This window comes from Sporolactobacillus sp. STSJ-5 (assembly GCF_024385605.1).
In the GTDB taxonomy this organism is placed as follows: Bacteria; Bacillota; Bacilli; order Bacillales; family Sporolactobacillaceae; genus Sporolactobacillus.
The window spans coordinates 37,039-56,499 of the sequence record NZ_JANFOJ010000020.1 but is presented as its reverse complement, the minus strand read 5'-3'; the positions used below and the strand labels follow the sequence as shown (position 1 = coordinate 56,499).

The window sequence follows — 19,461 nt, the reverse complement described above, 5'->3', positions numbered from 1 at the left end:
CAGTCGCTCTTGAAGCGACTTGAATATCTTATCAAGAAATCAACATCATGTCAACAACAATTTAACAATTAATTAATTTCTCAATGAAAATACTTAATCAATCGTAAAAACGATCTTTTCAGTATACATAAGCTTGGACAACATGTCAACAACAAGTGACCTCTTGTCCAGCAACATGAAAATATTATCAGCATTGAATCCATTTGTCAATAAAAATTTGCTGTGTTCCGTTTATTTTGTTCATAATCCTAAGCACGGCCCGAATTTTCTTTCGAAACCTTGTCATTTAGTTGAAATTGCAATCAATGTCTTGGGTGCTTGTGATCTTTTAATTACCGGCTAATTTTTAAGGTGTCTTCCCTTTCTTTAAGATTAACCGTTCACCTGAAGTTAACCCAACCTTTGCGCATTCGACACGACCACTTTTTCTCATAAGTAACCGTTACGTCATGCCCATCTCCATCTGCAAAAAAGAATGTTGATGCAAATAACGATCTCTTGCGCTGGAAAACCCAGCTTTCACTTAGCAAACTGCTTTCTTTGTTCACGGCGCAACAAAAAAGCCCGTCTGCCAACTTTCTAGGAGGCAGAACGGGCTTTACATATGCTTTATTTATTAATCTTTCTCATCTGAGGAAACAGCAGCACGTCGCGAATCGACGCGGAATCAGTCAACAGCATAATTAAGCGGTCGATCCCGATGCCTAGCCCGCCGGTTGGCGGCATGCCGTACTCCATTGCTTCCAAGAAGTCTTCATCGATAATCTGTGCTTCGTCATTGCCGGCTTCGCGTTCGCGCATCTGATCCTCAAAACGTTCGCGTTGATCGATCGGATCGTTCAATTCGCTGAACGCATTGGCATGTTCTCTACCAACAATGAACAGTTCAAAACGATCACTGAATCGTGCGTCGTTCGGATCCTTCTTCGCAAGCGGAGAAATTACAACCGGATGACCGTATACGAAAGTCGGTTGAATTAATGTTTCTTCAACTTTTTGCTCAAAGAATTCATTAACAACGTGTCCGTATGTCATATCATCCTTTACTGAAACACCGTTCTCTGCAGCCAACTTACGTGCTTCTTCGTCAGTCATTTGCGGCCAAAGGTCAACGCCGGTCTCTTCTTTGATCGCGTCGACCATGTGTACACGGCGCCAGCGGGGCTTCAATTCAACCTTTGCATCACCATATGTGATTTCTGTGCTGCCGAGTACTTTTTCAGCGACAGAAGAGATAAGATTTTCGGTCAATTCCATAACGTCACGCAAATCCTGATAAGCTGTATAGAGCTCCATCATCGTAAATTCAGGATTATGTTTTGTTGAAACACCTTCGTTACGATAGACGCGGCCGATTTCATAAACCTTTTCAAATCCTCCGATAATGAGCCGTTTGAGATGCAGTTCAATAGCAATACGCATATATAGATCCATATCCAAGGCATTGTGGTGCGTGATAAACGGACGCGCCGCTGCTCCGCCGGGAATGGAGTGCATGGTTGGCGTCTCGACTTCAAGATAGCCTTGTCCATCCAATTCATCGCGAATGGCTTTAACAATTTTACTTCTTAGAATAAACGTTTCTCTGACTTCAGGGTTAACGATTAAATCCAAATAACGTTGACGGTAGCGTTGCTCCACATCTTTCAATCCGTGGAACTTGTCCGGCAGCGGTCGCATCGCTTTCGAGAGAATACTGAATTTATTAACCTTAATGGACAATTCACCCACATGTGTTTTAAATACAGTACCTTCAACACCGACAAAATCGCCGATATCAATATGTTTGAAAATCTCGTATTGGTCTTCGCCTACGGCGTCCTTGCGAATGTACAGCTGAATTCTGCCGGAAAAATCCTGGATATCGGCGAATCCCGCCTTGCCTTTACGTCTTTTGGCCATCAAACGGCCAGCCATGACAACGGCAATTTCATTCTCTTCGAGTTCTTCCGCCGTCTTATCTGCATAAAGCGTGCGAATCTTTTCTGTATCATGCGTGCGATCATAATGACCACCAAAAGGATCAATTCCTTGTTCAATCAAAACCTTCAGCTTCTCGCGCCTGGCTTGCAGCTGATCGGTCAGATCCACTTCCTGACTCATTCTTCTTTCAACCTCCAGTCGTATCCCGCTGGCACCAAACAGTGCTCTATAGCAGGATCGAGCTTTGCTCATTTTCAGATGCACAATGAAATACATCTGGCGTATAAAGAAAAATTTGGCGGAGTCCGATTCATACATGACTAAGCCTTAATTTCTCTTATACTAGACACCGCTAATTTCTTATCTTTAATACTTTGTTATTTGTATAAAGAAAACTGCCAGCAATACTTCCGGCAGTTTGATATCTAATCGAATTATAGAGAATTAAAAAAATACTGTCAACCTTAGACTGTCGGTGCTAAATCAAGCTCCAGCTGTTCTCGGAAGTCAATGAGCACCTGACGAAGCTCAGCTCCGGTCTCGCATTGGTTAATTTGCTTGCGCACGTCGTTGCCTCCGCACAAACCCTTCATGTACCACGCAGCATGCTTACGCATTTCCAGCGAAGCAATGTGCTCACCCTTCAATTTTACCAATTGATCGAAATGGATTAAGCAGACATCCGCTTTTTCTTTAGCAGTCGGTTCAGGAGGCAGCATACCACTTTCCAAGTATTTAACCGTCCGATACAGCATCCAAGGATTTCCAAGTGCTGCGCGTCCGATCATAACACCATCCACTCCGGTTTCCTCGAGCATCCGTTTCGCATCCATCGGCGTTCGAACATCACCGTTTCCGATAACCGGAATGCCGACGGACTCTTTTACCTGGCGGATAATGTCCCAATCGGCGTTTCCTTCATACATTTGCACGCGCGTACGGCCATGAACCGCCACTGCACTGCCGCCTGCACGTTCTACTGCTTGGGCATTGCGCACAGCATAGATGTGATCGTCGTCCCATCCCTTACGCATTTTAACAGTTACCGGTTTGTCCACTGCATCGACAACAGCAGACACCATCTCATAGATCTTATCAGGATCGAGCAACCATCTTGAGCCAGCATCACTTTTGGTCACTTTGGGCACCGGGCACCCCATATTTATATCGATAATATCCGCATTTGTGTTTTTGTCTACATATTTCGCCGCCTGAACAAGTGTTTCTTTTGAACCGCCGAAAATTTGCAGGCTGAGCGGCTTTTCACGATCATCAATATACAGCATATCTAATGTCCTTTGATTGTGGTGAATAATACCGCGGTCAGCGACCATTTCGGCACATACCAACCCGGCACCGAAGCGCTTGGCGATCAGGCGAAACGCTGAGTTGCATACACCCGCCATTGGCGCGAGGACCACTTGGTTTTTCATCTCAATCGGACCGATTTTCAGCATCAAATCAACCTTCCTCGGTTTATAATTCCTTCATTTCCTGAAGAGATATAGACAGTGTGTCACAAATTTTCGTAATAAGTTCTGTTTCAGGTTCGCGGCTTTCTCTTTCAATTTCACCTAAAAGGGTTAATGAAATACCTAATTCTTTAGCAAGCTCAGCTTGCGTATAGCCTTTCAGTTTTCGAAAAGCCCGAATTTTCCTTCCCCATTGTTCTTTTTCCATAATCGCACTCCCTCTCCTTCATTGAGATTTTGCCACATTTCCATAACTGAACGGTTGATTCCAGGAACAACCAGGTGAGGCGCAATCTCAGCAAGCGGTTTAAGGACAAAAGCGCGACGCGCGATTTCAGGATGGGGCAGGGACAGTTCTTCTGAATAGGTAATCATTTGGTCAAAAACCAATAGATCAAGATCAATTGTTCTTGGTCCCCAGTGTACCTCTCTCATTCGATCCAAATCTGCCTCTATTTTTTGAAGCCTATGCAATAGAATGATTGAGGGAAGAAGTGTTTCAATCTGCACGATCATATTTAAAAAGTCTGGCTGCTCAACAGGACCATAAGGGTCTGTTTCGTAAATTGACGAGCAGCGCACAACATTTATCTTTTGTTCTGCTTGCAGCGCCTCGAGCGCGTGTTTCAAAAACCCCGCCCGATCGCCCATATTCGATCCAAGCCCTAAGTAGGCAGTTGTTCGAAACCGTTCAACCTCCACCGATACCGAGTCATAGTGACCGGCAATAGGCGGATTGGGTTTAATTACTTTAACCCGGCAGCTTTCAACTTTTGAAAAGCCGAGCAGTATCACTTCAGCAATTTTTTCAGCTACTGTTTCAATAAGCGCGTAAGGACGGCCTTCCACGATTTCCTTTACCTGCGCATATACTTCCGCATAATTAACCGTTTGATCAAGTCTGTCCGTAGTTCCCGCTTGATAAAGATTACATGCTAACGTTAGATCCACTTCAAAGCGCTGACCCATCCGTTGTTCTTCCGGAAGCGCGCCATGATATCCGTAGAACTGCATGCGGTTCAAATTAATTGTGTCAGTCAAGGTGAACCTCCTGCAGCATTGTATCCATCATTTTCGCCATACGCGCAATCTCGAGCACATCATGAACACGCATAATTTGGCAGCCTTTGGAGATTCCAAGACAAACAGTTGCTCCCGTACCTTCAATCCGATTGTCCACGGTTACGTTTAGTGTCCTGCCAATGAAACCTTTCCGCGATGTGCCAAGCAAGATCGGATAACCGAGCTCATGAAACGCCTCGAGATGGTTCATTACAAAGAGATTCTGCTGGTAGTCCTTAGCAAAACCAATACCCGGATCAAGAATAATGTGCTCCGGATCAACACCGGCATCCAACGCGATTGCAATGCTCTCACGAAGATCATTTTTCATGTCGCTTATGATGTCTTGATAATTATTGTTGTCGCGATTATGCATAAGAATGATCGGCACGTGATAGTCCGCGGCTATTTTCGCCATCTCGGGATCCGCTTTGGCACCCCAGACATCGTTAATGATGTCCGCGCCTGCTTCCAAGGCACGACGAGCAGTTTCCGCCTTAAAAGTATCTATAGAAATTGGCAGGTCCGTATGCTCACGTACCGCCTTAATCATTGGTACGACACGAGCGATTTCTTCATCCATTGCGACCGGCGTATGTCCCGGACGTGTCGACTCGCCGCCAATATCAATGATATCTGCACCGTCACGTTCCATTTGCAATGCATGAGACACGGCATGGTCAAGCTGATTGAATTGTCCTCCATCGGAAAACGAATCCGGAGTTACATTCAAAATACCCATAATCACCGTTTTTTTTCGATAATCCAGCGTTCTGCCCCTTACGTTCATCAGATGAAAAGGGGAAAGTTGAAAATTGCTCACAGGTGTTTGTTCCTCCCGAAAATCAGTCACGGCTTTAGAAAAACTTGAATTCGCCAAACATTTGGCGAAGCCGCCGTCGCGACGGTCACGGATGACCCAGTGCCCGGCTTATCACAGGACGTACTTCCGCATGATGCGGTGGCTTCGACGTTGCTCACAAAAAATGGGCGCCGTTAGTCAAAGTTCCTTTATTTGTCGTGCCGATGACACTAAATTCCTCTAAATCTTCTTTTTGTATAACAGAAACAGTATAACACAGATGGTCGACTTTACTTTTATAAACCGCCGGGCAAGTGCAGGTCAGGCATGTTCTCCATCTGAAAAAAATAGAACAATGACTAATCCTCGCCGCCGAGTGACCCATTCTTTACATAAAAAAAGAAAAAACCCGGTTTCCCGGGCTTTTGCTCTACATATTTGATTATTCTTCGACTTGATACAGTGGTGTGCTCAAATAACGCTCGCCGTTATCCGGCACAATGACAACAACTTTTTTACCTTTGCCAAGCTTTTTAGCAACCTGAACACCGCCATAAATTGCTGCACCACCGGAGATACCGGCAAGCACGCCTTCTTTTTTACCGGCAAGGCGCGCGTATTCGAATGCTTGCTCGTTAGCAACATCAATGACTTCGTCGTAGATTTCTGTATCCAATGTATCCGGAATAAAACCGGTTCCGATTCCCTGGATCTTATGCGGACCGCCTTTTCCTCCATTCAATACTGGAGAGTCCTTCGGTTCAACCGCATAAACACGGATGTCCTTAAATTTTTCCTTCAAAGCTTTTCCGCTTCCGCTCAACGTACCGCCTGTTCCGACACCGGCCACAAATGCATCCAGCGAATCGAAAGCTGCGGCAATTTCTTTACCGGTCGTTTCATAATGTACCTTCGGATTTGCTGGGTTCTGGAATTGTTGGGGTAAAAAGTAGCCCTTTTCCTTCGCAAGTTCTTGAGCTTTGGCAATCGATCCTTTGATCGCTTGGGCACCAGGAGTCAGAATGACTTCAGCACCGTATGCCTTAAACAATTTGCGCCGTTCAATGCTCATCGTTTCCGGCATAACCAAAATAGCTTTGTATCCTTTTACAGCAGCAACCAAGGCTAAACCAATCCCAGTGTTGCCGCTTGTCGGTTCGATAATGGTATCGTTCGGTTTCAGTTTTCCTTCTTTTTCAGCGGTTTCAATCATCGCCAGCGCGATTCGATCCTTCACGCTGCTGCCCGGATTAAAATATTCAAGCTTCGCATAGAGTTCCGCATCATTTTCACCAGTCAAATGATTCAAACGAACAATCGGCGTATTTCCAATCAATTCCGTAACCGAATTTGCAACAGTCATCATTCATCCCCCTTTAAATCCTCAGTAATCATGTATGATTTATACACTATATTATCAGTCAATTTGTGGTTCGTCAATGATTATGACTGCTCCGCAATACATCTGTTTGCTTATACAAAAAAGCATGTGTTATTTATATGCAGCTATTTGAAAACTTAGATTTTCCCAATGCTTAGTTAAGGCTGGGCCGGTGTCTGGTGCCTCATGATGCAGCGAAATTTTTATACTCGCCATTCGTTAAAAGTTTCATGTAAAAAAAGAACCTGCCCAAAGACAAGTTCATAGATTATTTATGCGGAATCAGTGCTTGTAATTCATCTGCTGTGAATGCGTAATGCGTTTCGCAAAATTGGCAAGTCACTTCCGCACCGCCGTCTTCATCAATCATGGCCTGAATTTCCTTTGCTCCTAACCCAGTAATGGAGCTTGCGAATTTTTCTTTTGAGCAACCACAGTGAAAAGCCACCGGGTGCTTTTGCAAGAGCTTATAATCGCCGTCCGGGAAAAGGTCGGCAAGCAATTCTTCAGGAGAATGTCCCGCATCAATGAGTTTAGAAATTGGCGGAATAGTCTTCAGCCGCTCCTCAAGTTTTCCAATAGTTGCGTCCTCTGCACCGGGAAGTACCTGAATAATAAAACCCCCAGCAGCCTTCACCGTCTGATCAGGGTTGACAAGCACACCGACACCTACGGCAGAAGGCACCTGCTCAGAGCGGGCAAAATAATAGGTGAAGTCGTCACCCAGCTCGCCTGAAACAATCGGCACACGCCCGGTAAAATTTTCTCTTAGTCCCAAATCCTTCACAACGCTGAGGAAACCGCTCTTGCCGACCGCGCGCGCCACATCTAATTTACCATGTGCATTTAATTCAAAATGTACTTCAGGATTCGACACATAGCCGCGCACTTGTCCATGGGTATTCGCATCGGCAACGATTGCGCCGATCGGACCACCGCCTTGAACAGTAACTGTTATTTTTTCATCGCCTTTTTCTTGTGCGGCCATCATCATCGAGGCAGTCATCGTTCGGCCAAGTGCTGCTGTTGCGGTTGGCCATGTTTTGTGACGCGACTGGGCCTCTCTGATTGTTTCAGTCGTTACCGACGTAATCACCCTGAGACTGCCGCTGCATGCTAAAGCCTTGATAAAATAATCGCCCAATCCGATCATTCCTTTCTTTTTACGCATTGCGTTGATAAATGAGGAAGAGCCCTTTAAGTGTCAATAATGGGTCCACATGGTCAATACTATCGGTCTCATGAGAAATCAGTGAGCACAGTCCTCCGGTCGCAACAACGACCGGATTCGAAGTCGCCTGTTTTTTCATCCGTGAAACGATACCTTCCACTTGCCCGACATAACCGAAAAGAACTCCGGACTGCATGGCGTGGACTGTATTGCGTCCGACGATATGCGGCGGTTTTGCAATTTCAATTCTCGGAAGCTTCGAAGCTCGCTCATAAAGCGCTTCGGTTGCTATATCAATGCCGGGTGCAATTGCCCCGCCAATATACGCCTTTTGCTCATCAATATACGAAAAGGTTGTTGCCGTTCCAAAATCGATTACAATGATTGGTGCCTGATAATCGTTCACCGCTGCTACCGCATTCACAATTAAGTCTGCGCCAAGCTCTTTCGGATTATCGTACTTTAAGTTTAATCCCGTCTTAATACCGGGGCCGACGACTATTGGTTTCAGATGAAAATACTTTTCGCACAACCGTTCCAGTGCAAACATAATTGACGGTACAACTGATGAGATGACCACACCGCTGAACCTGTCAAAGGATAGGCCGGTGTATGAAAAAAGATCATTAATTAGCATGCCGAATTCATCTTCTGTCTTCTCACGATCTGTTGAAATGCGCCAATGATTTGTTAACTTTCCATCATCATAAGTGCCAAGAACAATGTGGGTATTGCCTACATCACAAACAAAGATCATCTCGTTATCCTCCAGTTTATCCAGCCGGTTTCTCGAATTAAATCAGGGCAAAAACGAAAAGGAAGGCACTCCCATTCGGAGAAGCCTCCCTTTTCTTTGTATGTGCAATCGAAACAACGATCAAATTTTATGCTCGTCATCTTTTTTCTCGGTGTCCGATTGTTCTTTCGAGTCAACCGGCTTCTGCATTGAATCCTCGTCCTTTGAATGAATCGTCACTTTGACATCACTCTTTGATTCATCCTTCGGTTCAGCTGGATCAATTGCAGGCGCTTCTTCTTTATCATCTTTAGCAGAAGCGTACCGAGTCTTGCTTGGTTCGATATACTTACCTGTTTCATACAGTGATTTGATCTGCTCTTCTTCCAGTGTTTCCACCTTGAGCAGCGTCTGGGCAATCAATTCAAGCTTATCTCGATGTTCAAGGAGCAGCTTTTTGCATCGATCATATTCCGCCTTTACAAAGCGCTGCACTTCTTGATCGATTTCAAAAGCAATTGCATCGCTGTAGTTCTGATCGTTCTGAATATCGCGTCCCAAGAATACTTGCCCGCTGTCATTATTGCCGAATTGCATCGGACCCAGCTTATCGCTCATACCGAATTCGGTAACCATACGACGTGCCAATCCCGTGACGCGTTGCAAATCATTGCTGGCACCGGTTGAGATTTCGCCAAAGATAATTTCTTCGGCAACTCTACCGCCAAGAAGTCCGCATATCTTCTCAAGCAATTCCGGCTTGGTCATGAAATAGCGATCTTCTTTTGGAAGGGAAACCGTATACCCACCGGCCTGGCCACGAGGGATGACCGTAACTTTATGCACTTCATCCGCGCCTTCAAGAGCAAGGCCGATAATCGTATGCCCCGACTCATGATAGGCAACAATGTTTTGTTCCTTCTTAGAGATCACACGTGATTTCTTAGCGACACCGGCAATGACACGTTCAACTGCTTCATCGATGTCTTCCATATTGATTACTTTTTTATTTGCCCGAGCAGCGACAAGTGCTGCTTCATTAAGCAGGTTTTCCAAATCGGCCCCTGAAAATCCCGGAGTCAGTTTAGCCACAGTTTTCAAATCAATTTCTTTAGCCAGCGGCTTGTTGCGTGCGTGAACACGAAGTACAGCTTCTCGTCCAACAAGGTCGGGACGGTTAACCGGAATCTGACGGTCAAAGCGTCCGGGACGGAGAAGTGCCGGGTCAAGAATATCCGGTCGGTTGGTTGCAGCAACAATAATGATGCCTTCATTGGCTCCGAAACCGTCCATTTCAACAAGTAATTGGTTCAATGTCTGTTCGCGTTCATCATGACCACCGCCAAGACCAGCACCACGTTGACGCCCTACAGCATCAATTTCATCAATGAAAATGATACATGGCGAATTTTTTTTCGCTTGATCAAACAAATCGCGGACACGAGACGCGCCGACACCAACAAACATTTCTACAAAATCCGAACCGCTTATTGAGAAAAACGGTACACCCGCTTCACCTGCTACCGCACGTGCGAGCAGTGTTTTACCAGTACCAGGAGGGCCCTCAAGCAATACACCTTTCGGGATTCGCGCACCAAGCGCAACAAACTTTCTCGGATCTTTCAGGAAATCAACGATCTCCACCAGTTCCTGTTTCTCTTCATCAGCTCCGGCCACATCTTTGAATGTGACCTTCTTCTTGTCTTCCGAATACAGCTTGGCTTTGCTCTTGCCGAAATTCATTACTCGGCCGCCGCCGCCCTGGGCTTGATTCAGAAGGAAAAAGATAAGGAAGAAGATAATGGCGAACGGGATCAGTGATGTAACAAATGTAATCCATCCGCTTGTCCGTTCGGTCGGTTTAAAGTCTAATTTGTACTGTTTTGCCAAATCAGTTACCTGATTCACAACTTTGTCACTCGCCGGCAAATACACTTTGAATGTCGTATTTTTATCAGCACTCTTCAAGTGTCCCGTTGCTGCGTAAACGCTGCCTTCCGGTTGTAAGGTTAACTGATCTACTGCGCCTTTACTTAGGTTCGTTTGAAAGGCGCTGTATGTCATCGGTTTAACAGTACGATTCGTTTCCGTCAGCCAGCTGACGATACCGATGATCACTAAAGCAATAAATAAATATATGATAATATTCTTAAAAAGTCGATTCATGCCTTACCTCCTCCCGCTCTAAAAACAAATCATATTTTATAGTACCACATACACTTGTTACTGCCCAAGCAATTGCATTTTTGCGAGCAGTTCCTCTAAATAGCAACAAAAAACTGTTAAATGAGCAGCTCAAGCCTCGTATATCTCAGGCTTCAATATTCCAATAAATGGAAGGTTTCGGTATTTTTCCGCATAATCAAGACCATAGCCGACTAGAAAAGCATCGGGAACAGTAAATCCTGATAAGTCCGGAGCAACATCCGATTTTCTTCCTGACGGTTTATCAAGCAGCGTCACAATTTTTATGGATTTCGCCCTTCTCGTCTTAAATAATTCGACTAAATAACTCAGGGTCAGTCCGCTGTCAATAATATCCTCAATTATCAGAATATCTCTGTTTTCCACTGAAGTATCCAAATCCTTGAGAATTTTCACTTCCCCTGATGACACAGTAGAGTTGCCGTAGCTGGACACATCCATGAAATCAATTTCAATCGGAACAGTAATGGTCTTAATTAGGTCAGCCATAAAGGGGAGTGCCCCTTTCAGCACACCGATCACTAGGGGAAAGGAGTCGGCGTATTCGTTTGAGAGCGCTGCACCGAATTCATGCACCTTATTTTGAATTTCCTCTTCTGTTATTAATATTTCCTTGACGTCTTCCTTCATTCCTGCGTCCTCCCAAAACCAGCCAACGGTATAAATTTAAGCTTTATATAGGTCTTTTTCTCTAAATCAGGCGGTGACGGATAAGGCGTGCCTCGCCTCAACAGCGGCAGCCAAAGTATACGGCCGTTCGCATCGGTAATTACAGGCCACTTCATTCTTTCATTGCGGTCAATCTTTTCGTTGATGAAAATACGCTGGATCTTCTGCGATCCTGTCATCCCATTCGGACTTATACGATCTCCGCTTCGCCATGTCCGCACATAAAGCGGAAGGGCAATGTTTTCCTCATCGAAGATGCAACAGGCTCGGCCCAATGCAGAAGAAGATAATTTGTCTCCTTTCACATAAGCGGCCTCAATGGAGCCGGAAAGAAAATCTGTCCGTCCAGGGATACTGATCGCTGCCTGTTCTTCTATGTCACCGCTTTCCAGCACGAAGCCGACCCGACAGCGGTTGTAGGATTTTCTAGCTGTGAGCCCCCCGGGAAGAATGACGATCCCTGAGGAACGACTGGAATGCAGCAGCAGCAATAGTTGTTCAATATGTATCGGTTGGTGCATCGGCTGCAACTGTTGATTTGTATAGAGATAACATAATAGTAGATGAATTGTCCGCCTTTGTAAAGCCGGGTGAATGTCACGAAATTTAGGGATTGAAAGCGCATATTCATATTTCCTTTTATCCAGGATTGCCTGCTCAAGCTGATCTTCAGCCATCCGTACAAGCAGTAATTCATCCTCTGCAATCCGCTCGCTTTCATACTGGAATTTGAGATGTACCTGGGGATTCTCTTTCTTCAAAAATGGAAGTACATATTTCCGGAAGCGATTTCTTGTGTGCGCATCGGATTCATTCGACTCATCAAGCCGCGGAACAATTCCGTTCTCAGCACAATAATTTTCTAAATCAGCTTTTGTCTGCGAAAGAAACGGCCGTATAATCTCCCTTCCCTTAAAAACACGCCGAACAGGAATTCCTGCCCTCCCTATTCCGATGGTGCCGCGCACCTGTCGCATCAGCATGGTTTCTACTTGATCGTCACCGTGATGTGCCAGTACAAGCGCATCTGCTTTGAATGTTTCCATCGCTTCTGCAAAAGCCCTGTATCTCAGCTCACGCGCGGCTGTTTCAATGCTGATTTTCCTTTCTGAACTCCAAGAATGGGCATCAACCGTTTTCCCTATAAAAAGGATATCCCTTTTTTCGCAAAATGATGCGACATATTTTTGATCCTCGGCACTTTTGACTCCTCTAAGTGTGTGATCAACGGAACAGACAGCCAGTTCAAGCTTCCAGTCCTTTTTTTTCATATAAAAAAAGTGCAGAAGCGCCATCGAATCTGCCCCTCCGCTGACACCGAGAACAAGTCTTGCGTTTGAGCGGATCAGGTGATGAGTTTCAATAAAACGCGTCACACGTTCAGAAAATGTCATCGTTATTTTCTCCCCAGAAAATACTCGCTAAATAATGTATGTCCACAATACTCCAATTTTTACATGACGTAAATAATGACAAACAAAATATAGGCAGTTAATAAAACCGAAGCGGCAAGCCATGCTGATTTCCAGCTGTTGCTTGAACTTGTATTTGTTTTTCGAATAGTACGCCTTGTCTGCGGCGAGCGTGGCTCGCTTTGACGGCTCGTCATTATTTCTTGGAGCAGCTCACGCCGCATAGCCTCTGCACTTGGGTAGCTCCCCCTCATTGCATTTATTGCTATTTTTCGATACGGTGCCAGCTTCGGATGACTTTTCACAAATTGTACAAGCTGAACTTGAGGTTCATTTGTCCGTACAATGCGTTTGCCTGCGGCAGCATAAATCAAAATCATCACGCAAGCAAACAAATCATAGCTCGGTTCCGCACGACGTCCGCCGAAGCCCCAATATCCTCGGTCATAAAATTCAGTATATTCTCTCACAGATCTTCCTATGCGTGTTGCTCCCCCAAAATCAAGGCAGCGGATCGAATGGCCCGGATGTATAAGAATCAAATTTTCCGGCTTCAGATCACCAAATATATACCCCGACCTGTGCAGCTGCTGCAGTTGCTTCAACAGCTGCAGCATATATACAAGTGTCCAATCAAAGGGTTTCCGCTTAAGCGCATCGGCCAATGAAATGCCGTCCAAGTATTCCATAACGCAGAATCCAATCGTTCTGCCCCGCGTCAGCCAGTCGTCGCTATCATATAAAGAAGGCCCCAAAGGATCCCCTTGGAGCTTTTCAAACTGTTTCAGTACATTAACCTCTGAGATCAGTGACGCGCGATCCTTAGCCAGCTTGATCGCGACCATACGGCGTCCTTCTCTTCCCAAATACACCGTACCTTGTGCGCCGCTCCCCAGCCACTTGACAAGCTGGTATTGGTTTCGATGCCATTTCCCGGTGATCAAGGTTCCCGGAGCAAAGTGCAGATTATCTTGGGCCATCATCATAGGCCTCATCATCTTCAAAGAGCGACTGTTTTCTCGACACCGACGAAAAGCTTTTTACTGCTTCTTTAATTGCCGGTCCTGTGGGTGTAATGCCATGCGAGCTTATTTTTTCAAAGATGCGTTTAATGCTGTCCAACTGCGGCGTCCATGAAATGACTTTCTGCACGGACTTTCTTTTCCCGGGAAATAGAAAGAGACAAAATTGATTTTCACCCATGCGTGCGGATAAGCTCAGTGACAAATCGGTCAGTGCCTCGCGTACAGTCGGCAATTTATTTTTCATACTGGCACTTGTGTCAACAAGAATGCATACATGGAGATCAGCTGTTTCACCAACCTCATCAACGACTTCCATTACTTTTCCACGTTTTTCGGGAGGCAAATCCTCTACCGTTTCCCCGTCACCCAAAATATCCTGAAGCTGTCGATTGATCACACCTTTAATCGTCTGAGTCATCGCCTGCTTTGTCACCATTTGCACCGTTTGCGCGAGCTGCTTCGTCTGGACGATTTGGCTGATCCCGCCGCCCGCCTGTGCAATTCCCTCTACTTCCTGCAAGCCATGACTGTCCTCCGAGTCATATTGATCAAGAACACCAATGACATTAACGGTAATCCCTTGTTCACGAGCCAGTGCCGCCATTGCTACCGGATCTTCGCCTTCATTGGAACACCCGTCAGTGATTAACAAAATTTGCTTTAACGTGCCCTTCTTCATTGAGTCTTTCACTCCTCCCTGAATCTAGCATTATGATAGACAGGAAAAGTAGTTTCTATACCGTTAGTCTCGTAAAACTTGCCTCATGACCGCCAAAGCAAAATCTATCTGCCTCGCAAAGATGCAAGCAACGATAAAAACGGTGTGAAAGATTCATTTAATCCCATTAGGCACGATTGGCATGTTCATCGCTTCGATCCGTCGAAAAAGCCGACCACTCAGGAATATGATGGCTGATTCGTGCAGCGATGACTGTCATATCGTCATCAATACTGCCATCTCCGACACGAATTACTTCCTCAAGCAGCAGATCGGCAATTTCTTGCGGGTCATTAGTCTGCAGCTCTTTAATTTTCCGCTTGACCCATGCTTCTTTATTCTCAATATGCTTTGGCACATCAAAAATCCCATCGCTCATCATGATCAGTAGGTCTCCGGATTTTAACTGTTCAGTCTTCATATCCACATCAACATCACGTATAATTCCAATTGGTAAATTACCTGCATCCAACATGAAAACACGGCCGCCGCGCTTAATAAAGCTTGGATTTGATCCTATTTTCAGAAATTTTGATGTCGCATTTTGCAAGTCAATCAGTGCCAAATCCAGTGTCGCATAAATTTCCTCAGTCGAGCGAAGCGATAGGATTGAATTAATGGATTTGATCGCCAGCGTCTCATGAATACCGGATTTTAATACTTTATTCAGCAGCTGTAAGGTATCTTTGCTTTCCATGTCCGCACGTTCGCCATGCCCCATTCCATCGCTTATTGCCATAACGTATTTTTTGGAACCGATTTCAAAAAGTGAGTAGTTATCCCCGGAAATGCTGCCCCCTCCTCGTGCGGCCGTTGCGACACCGGTATCCAAATCGTATGCACGAGCAGAAATAAAAACAACACGACTCGGTCCTCCGGGATAATCAGAGGCTTGCTTTTTCTCAACAACAATACTCTCGCCGAGAATATCGGACAGCAGAGGTGCAATAACTTTTTCGCATGCACCGTAATTATCGGTCGGCAGCAGCGCTTCAATATCAATAGCCCCAGATTCTAAATTGTAAATCTCCAGACTCTCAACGCGGATACCGATACCATTCAATTTAGCTAGAATCATTTCTTCCTGCCATTCATGAAGACCGCGTTCACGCTTCATTTCACTGGCAAAATCGCCCATTACCTGTGAGACACCTCTGAGCTGATCCGCGACAAGCCGTCTGCTCTCTTTAACATTTTGTTTCATCTTCTCATGCAGTTCAGACAGACTCTGCTCTTTGCGGATGACTTCCAGCGTTCGCTCCGCCTTGGAACAGTGACTACGCCATTTATGATGCAGCCGTGCATTCTCTTCACGATTTCCACGCCGCGACTCATCACGCAATTCGAGCATCAGCTTCTGCGTCCGTTCAAAATTATTGACCCAGCAGAACTCTTTTTTGAAGCAGTTCTGGCATGTCTTGGCCGTGACATTACTCAAAACGTCGCTGTCTTCCTCTGTTTCCGCTTCTGCCGGTGGATAAAAGCTCTTCGCAAGCGTCTGAAAAAGGCCTGAAAACTGCTCCACCCGACCAACTGTTACATCACGCAGCTTACGTACATATTGCTGTTGTTCAGCCTGATACTCGCGTGTCCCCGGAATAAAGGAAGCCATTTGCCGGATCAGACTCTTCGGTGTAACAAGAAAAAGTATAATGGCCGCAATCGAATCAATCACCTCGCTCCCAAGCCCTGCATATCCGCCGCCATAAACACCAATTAATAATGTCGAGATTAACAATCCGGCACAAACACCCGCTTTTCCCGCCTCCTTAAGTAAGCCGCCAAGCACGCCTGAGAAGGCGAGCAGGCTCATTTGATAGAGACTCGACACGCTCGCCATGCCCAGAATGAGACCGATCACCACACCAACCGTTGAACCGATCGCCGCACCGCCAGCGTATGCGAACAGAAGCACGGCATACCGGGCAAGTACATGATCAATGGATAGATCATAGATATGCAATCCGATTGTTCCGGCGATTACTGATGAAATTAAAATGACGAAACAAATGATTTCCTCATTTCGAAACAGTTTATGGTTAACACGCGTAGACATGAGCGGAACGCTCTGCATAAATATGAGTGTCACAAGCGCGGATAATGATGCCTCGGCTCCGGCCGTGAGCACATCCGTCCATACAAGTGTCAATGAAAATGCTGCCTGACAGAGCAGACGCACTAAAAATCCGGTAAGAAATACAAGTCCAGGCAGCCAGCGTTCCATATGCACACGTTGAAACGAAGCCACAATCCTCCACCCTGCCAAGAAAACGATTAATCCAAGCAGTGCGTAAAAAGCTTGTCCCACAGACAGCGTGAGCCCTCCGGCCAAAACTGCCATTGAATCTGCCCATCTCCGTTTGCGTTTCATCCAGAATACAGTTGCAAAAAAAGGAAGAATAAACGGTGTCAAGCTTGTAATGATTACAGCCCGTCCAAGTAAAAATCCTGCTGCCAGAAAAAACAGATCGGTACGAAACATAACACCCAGCAAAAAGGTTTGAAAAGAGCGCTGCGATTTTGATCGTTCTTGTATCGTTTGATTTTTTTGTAGGTAAGGGTCAATGGTACCCGCTGCTGCACCGCCAAATTTTTGAATCATATCGCTCGCCGCCTTTAACTTATGATTGTATGATCCATTAAAGCATAGTAGACGTTCATAATTTGTCACAATCACAAGCCGCAGATCAAAAAAACTTCGACGGCATTCTTGATGTTCAGCCATAAACGACAAATGATCGTGCAGTCTGTCGATGAATAGCATGAATTTATCGTCTATAGAAGGCGAAGACTTTGAAATACCGCCTTTTTTCCCTAAATTTTCTGCCTTCGCCATCGTTCATCTTTCACCTTGACACCACTACAAAAATTCAGCACCTTTAAAACAAGTCATTCATAACAGCGCCTGTTCAGTGCAGTCAAGCATTCCAATAGGCAGTGTCGGAACTCCCCCTGTCAAGGGGCAATAAAAAACACCCAAGCTCTGTTTGAACTTGGGTGTTGCGTTTATATATTGAGAAACTTTCGGAGGTCGCGCTCAGCCTCTTCTCGCACCGCGTCCCCCGCGTTTGGATTCTGTCTGGCGCTTAATTGTCGAAAGCCGATCTTCACTGTCCTTCAAATACTGGGAGATTTTGTCCTCAAAGCTTGGAGCACGCGAGGTAAACCGTTTCCCGCCGCCATGTCTCTGAGAACCTCCGCGCGAGGATGAAGATGCAACCTTAGGTTTATCGACAGCTTTACGGATCGATAGACCGATTTTTCCATCCGGAGCGACTTGCAACACCTTTACCGTTACTTCATCACCAACCGCCAGAACGTCATGAATGTCTTTCACATACCGATCCGCAACCTCACTGATATGAACCAGACCCGTTTTTCCGTCTGGTAAATCAACGAAGGCTCCGAAGTTCGTAATTCCTGATACTTTACCCTTCAGCTTGCTGCCTGCTTCAATTGACATAAAAAAAAGCTTCCTCCTAAATTGGTATCACTAATTATATTATTATACATAGCAAAAAAAGTGCCTGTCAATCCTTGTTATTATCGGGTTTCGAAAAAATAATTTCTCCTTTATTCGATAACAGATAATCGCGCCTTGCAATTTCGCCAATATATTTTTTATTATGCAGCAGAGAAATGCGTTTCTTCAATTCCACTGCTTGGGATTTCGACTGATTCAGCTGTTTTTGTAAACTTATTTTTTCTTGTGATGCAGCATTTAGTTTATGGGATTGCGAAATCAGAGAGGAGATCATGAAGGCGCAGGCTAAAGCAAAAACAATAAAAAAAGCAGTCAAACGCCGAATTAACCCCTTGTGCCGTTTTCTTTTTCTCTTTTCATTCATTTCCTGCGACTGCAGATAATTATTCTGCAGTCGAGTGACCCGCTCTGCACCGGCACTCTCCATATCGTTCCCCCCGATCATTTCCGTTTGGTGAATAGTGACATCCACTGATTGAATTTCTGCTGTATCCAAATTCTTTTTTTTGCCAGATAGACCACTGCTCGATCCGGAAGAACCAGTCGAACAATGCCTCTTAGAATTTTCAAAGGAATCAAAAGCAGAAAGAGCAAAATTTTCAGTAAGGTGTTTACTGTCATTCTACACAATCTGAAGACAAGCATCAATAGGAAAAAGAGCGGATAAATCAATAATTGATAGACAGTTTTTGCGGTAAAACGCCCTGTTCGGACAGTCACCGCAACAATTTTGCCGAATAGACGCATGAATGGTTTTTCTAAAAGTGCTTTATAAAAAGCAAAGCCGAGTGCAATACCCAGGAAATAATAAAGACGCAATTGTCCTTCATTTACGGGTAACAAAAGTGAAAAAAGCAGTACAGCCTGTACGATCCAAAAGAGAGGGTCTGAAATCAGCAAAATCCAACGGCGTCCTTTTTTCGGGTGCACAAAGTGCTGATAGACCGAAAATGAAGCACCGAACCAAATACCCATGGCGAGCATCAGGATAAGCGAGACGTATTGCTGTTCAAGCGTCATCGAAACAGCTTGCCGAAGAAGCCTTTATGAGCTTCTCCGCCCTGATCATCCAGATAGCTGATTTCAATAATATGCCCCTCAATCAATACCTGGCCCTGCTCAACATTCAGATTTTGCATTTTCAGACCGGAACCTCGAACGGCAAGATACCCCAATACCGTCTCAAGCAAGAATTCTTCATGATCAAAGCTTTCCACGTGTTTGACACCGGTAATCTCGATTGATTTCCGATCCTTAACAACTATATTTTGATTTTGCGCCGGCTTGTCTTTATTAGGGATCTGAGACGAATAAAATTGACTCATTGGACTCCCCCTCCTCTGTTTCCTACATTATGAGGGAGCTGTCCCATTTAGAACCAACCGGAATCACCAACAATAA

The 19,461-nt window shown here is 45.2% G+C and carries 18 protein-coding genes; all 18 read right to left on the bottom strand.

Annotated elements, in window-relative coordinates; genetic code table 11:
• Positions 1-609: 609 nt before the first annotated feature.
• The 18 genes from lysS to yabP all read right to left on the bottom strand — a co-directional run bounded on the left by lysS (position 610) and on the right by yabP (position 19,385).
• Entirely contained in the window at positions 610-2,103 is a 1,494-nt protein-coding gene (gene lysS / locus NOM01_RS14885; RefSeq protein ID WP_255749283.1) for a lysine--tRNA ligase, read from the bottom strand.
• 284 nt (positions 2,104-2,387) lie between these two features.
• Positions 2,388-3,380, bottom strand: a complete 993-nt coding sequence (gene dusB, locus NOM01_RS14880) for a tRNA dihydrouridine synthase DusB (RefSeq protein ID WP_255749282.1) — start codon at positions 3,378-3,380, stop codon at positions 2,388-2,390.
• A 19-nt stretch (positions 3,381-3,399) separates the two neighbouring features.
• A complete protein-coding gene (locus NOM01_RS14875; protein WP_255749281.1) occupies positions 3,400-3,603 on the bottom strand; it encodes a helix-turn-helix domain-containing protein in 204 nt (67 codons plus the stop codon).
• A complete protein-coding gene (gene folK / locus NOM01_RS17310) occupies positions 3,555-4,436 on the bottom strand; it encodes a 2-amino-4-hydroxy-6-hydroxymethyldihydropteridine diphosphokinase (RefSeq protein WP_370646150.1) in 882 nt (293 codons plus the stop codon). Before folK ends, NOM01_RS14875 begins: the two co-directional genes overlap by 49 nt.
• Positions 4,429-5,247 (bottom strand): dihydropteroate synthase, encoded by an 819-nt coding sequence (folP, locus tag NOM01_RS14860; protein WP_255749286.1) that lies wholly within the window; start codon positions 5,245-5,247, stop codon positions 4,429-4,431. The genes folK and folP overlap by 8 nt, the downstream gene beginning before the upstream one ends.
• A 454-nt stretch (positions 5,248-5,701) precedes the next feature.
• The gene (gene cysK, locus NOM01_RS14855; protein ID WP_255749280.1) at positions 5,702-6,625 is read right to left on the bottom strand and encodes a cysteine synthase A; all 924 of its coding nucleotides are present in this window, start codon (positions 6,623-6,625) and stop codon (positions 5,702-5,704) included.
• Positions 6,626-6,908: 283 nt separating this feature from the next.
• On the bottom strand, positions 6,909-7,784 hold the full coding sequence (hslO, locus tag NOM01_RS14850) for an Hsp33 family molecular chaperone HslO (protein WP_304654921.1): 876 nt from the start codon (positions 7,782-7,784) through the stop codon (positions 6,909-6,911).
• Positions 7,785-7,803: 19 nt separating this feature from the next.
• Positions 7,804-8,568 carry a type III pantothenate kinase gene (locus NOM01_RS14845; protein ID WP_255749278.1) on the bottom strand — a complete coding sequence of 255 codons (765 nt, stop codon included), beginning with the start codon at positions 8,566-8,568 and terminating at the stop codon, positions 7,804-7,806.
• A 120-nt stretch (positions 8,569-8,688) separates the two neighbouring features.
• Positions 8,689-10,713, bottom strand: a complete 2,025-nt coding sequence (gene ftsH / locus NOM01_RS14840) for an ATP-dependent zinc metalloprotease FtsH (protein WP_255749277.1) — start codon at positions 10,711-10,713, stop codon at positions 8,689-8,691.
• A 129-nt stretch (positions 10,714-10,842) separates the two neighbouring features.
• Positions 10,843-11,382 carry a hypoxanthine phosphoribosyltransferase gene (gene hpt, locus NOM01_RS14835; protein WP_255749276.1) on the bottom strand — a complete coding sequence of 180 codons (540 nt, stop codon included), beginning with the start codon at positions 11,380-11,382 and terminating at the stop codon, positions 10,843-10,845.
• Positions 11,379-12,815, bottom strand: coding sequence for a tRNA lysidine(34) synthetase TilS (tilS, locus tag NOM01_RS14830; protein WP_255749275.1), 1,437 nt, complete (start codon positions 12,813-12,815; stop codon positions 11,379-11,381). Before tilS ends, hpt begins: the two co-directional genes overlap by 4 nt.
• A gap of 59 nt (positions 12,816-12,874) precedes the next feature.
• Positions 12,875-13,816, bottom strand: coding sequence for a protein kinase domain-containing protein (locus NOM01_RS14825; protein ID WP_255749274.1), 942 nt, complete (start codon positions 13,814-13,816; stop codon positions 12,875-12,877).
• On the bottom strand, positions 13,800-14,537 hold the full coding sequence (locus tag NOM01_RS14820; protein WP_255749273.1) for a VWA domain-containing protein: 738 nt from the start codon (positions 14,535-14,537) through the stop codon (positions 13,800-13,802). The genes NOM01_RS14825 and NOM01_RS14820 overlap by 17 nt, the downstream gene beginning before the upstream one ends.
• Before the next feature lie 166 nt (positions 14,538-14,703).
• The gene (spoIIE, locus tag NOM01_RS14815) at positions 14,704-17,178 is read right to left on the bottom strand and encodes a stage II sporulation protein E (protein ID WP_483315992.1); all 2,475 of its coding nucleotides are present in this window, start codon (positions 17,176-17,178) and stop codon (positions 14,704-14,706) included.
• A gap of 435 nt (positions 17,179-17,613) precedes the next feature.
• Positions 17,614-18,039 carry a S1 domain-containing RNA-binding protein gene (locus tag NOM01_RS14810; protein ID WP_255749271.1) on the bottom strand — a complete coding sequence of 142 codons (426 nt, stop codon included), beginning with the start codon at positions 18,037-18,039 and terminating at the stop codon, positions 17,614-17,616.
• A 67-nt stretch (positions 18,040-18,106) separates the two neighbouring features.
• Positions 18,107-18,487 (bottom strand): FtsB family cell division protein, encoded by a 381-nt coding sequence (locus NOM01_RS14805; protein ID WP_255749270.1) that lies wholly within the window; start codon positions 18,485-18,487, stop codon positions 18,107-18,109.
• Positions 18,488-18,501: 14 nt separating this feature from the next.
• A complete protein-coding gene (gene yabQ / locus NOM01_RS14800; RefSeq protein WP_255749269.1) occupies positions 18,502-19,080 on the bottom strand; it encodes a spore cortex biosynthesis protein YabQ in 579 nt (192 codons plus the stop codon).
• Positions 19,077-19,385: a sporulation protein YabP gene (gene yabP / locus NOM01_RS14795; RefSeq protein WP_255749268.1), complete on the bottom strand. Its 309-nt coding sequence runs from the start codon at positions 19,383-19,385 to the stop codon at positions 19,077-19,079. The genes yabQ and yabP overlap by 4 nt, the downstream gene beginning before the upstream one ends.
• Between the last annotated feature and the right edge of the window lie 76 nt (positions 19,386-19,461).

What these genes read in the sequence shown, in the direction of transcription:
- lysS (WP_255749283.1), bottom strand. Translation starts at nt 2,103, where the DNA reads ATGAGTCAGGAAGTGGATCTGACCGATCAGCTGCAAGCCAGGCGCGAG.
- dusB (WP_255749282.1), bottom strand. Translation starts at nt 3,380, where the DNA reads ATGCTGAAAATCGGTCCGATTGAGATGAAAAACCAAGTGGTCCTCGCG.
- NOM01_RS14875 (WP_255749281.1), bottom strand. Translation starts at nt 3,603, where the DNA reads ATGGAAAAAGAACAATGGGGAAGGAAAATTCGGGCTTTTCGAAAACTG.
- folP (WP_255749286.1), bottom strand. Translation starts at nt 5,247, where the DNA reads ATGAACGTAAGGGGCAGAACGCTGGATTATCGAAAAAAAACGGTGATT.
- cysK (WP_255749280.1), bottom strand. Translation starts at nt 6,625, where the DNA reads ATGATGACTGTTGCAAATTCGGTTACGGAATTGATTGGAAATACGCCG.
- NOM01_RS14845 (WP_255749278.1), bottom strand. Translation starts at nt 8,568, where the DNA reads ATGATCTTTGTTTGTGATGTAGGCAATACCCACATTGTTCTTGGCACT.
- ftsH (WP_255749277.1), bottom strand. Translation starts at nt 10,713, where the DNA reads ATGAATCGACTTTTTAAGAATATTATCATATATTTATTTATTGCTTTA.
- hpt (WP_255749276.1), bottom strand. Translation starts at nt 11,382, where the DNA reads ATGAAGGAAGACGTCAAGGAAATATTAATAACAGAAGAGGAAATTCAA.
- tilS (WP_255749275.1), bottom strand. Translation starts at nt 12,815, where the DNA reads ATGACATTTTCTGAACGTGTGACGCGTTTTATTGAAACTCATCACCTG.
- NOM01_RS14825 (WP_255749274.1), bottom strand. Translation starts at nt 13,816, where the DNA reads ATGATGGCCCAAGATAATCTGCACTTTGCTCCGGGAACCTTGATCACC.
- NOM01_RS14820 (WP_255749273.1), bottom strand. Translation starts at nt 14,537, where the DNA reads ATGAAGAAGGGCACGTTAAAGCAAATTTTGTTAATCACTGACGGGTGT.
- spoIIE (WP_483315992.1), bottom strand. Translation starts at nt 17,178, where the DNA reads ATGATTCAAAAATTTGGCGGTGCAGCAGCGGGTACCATTGACCCTTAC.
- NOM01_RS14810 (WP_255749271.1), bottom strand. Translation starts at nt 18,039, where the DNA reads ATGTCAATTGAAGCAGGCAGCAAGCTGAAGGGTAAAGTATCAGGAATT.
- NOM01_RS14805 (WP_255749270.1), bottom strand. Translation starts at nt 18,487, where the DNA reads ATGGAGAGTGCCGGTGCAGAGCGGGTCACTCGACTGCAGAATAATTAT.
- yabQ (WP_255749269.1), bottom strand. Translation starts at nt 19,080, where the DNA reads ATGACGCTTGAACAGCAATACGTCTCGCTTATCCTGATGCTCGCCATG.
- yabP (WP_255749268.1), bottom strand. Translation starts at nt 19,385, where the DNA reads ATGAGTCAATTTTATTCGTCTCAGATCCCTAATAAAGACAAGCCGGCG.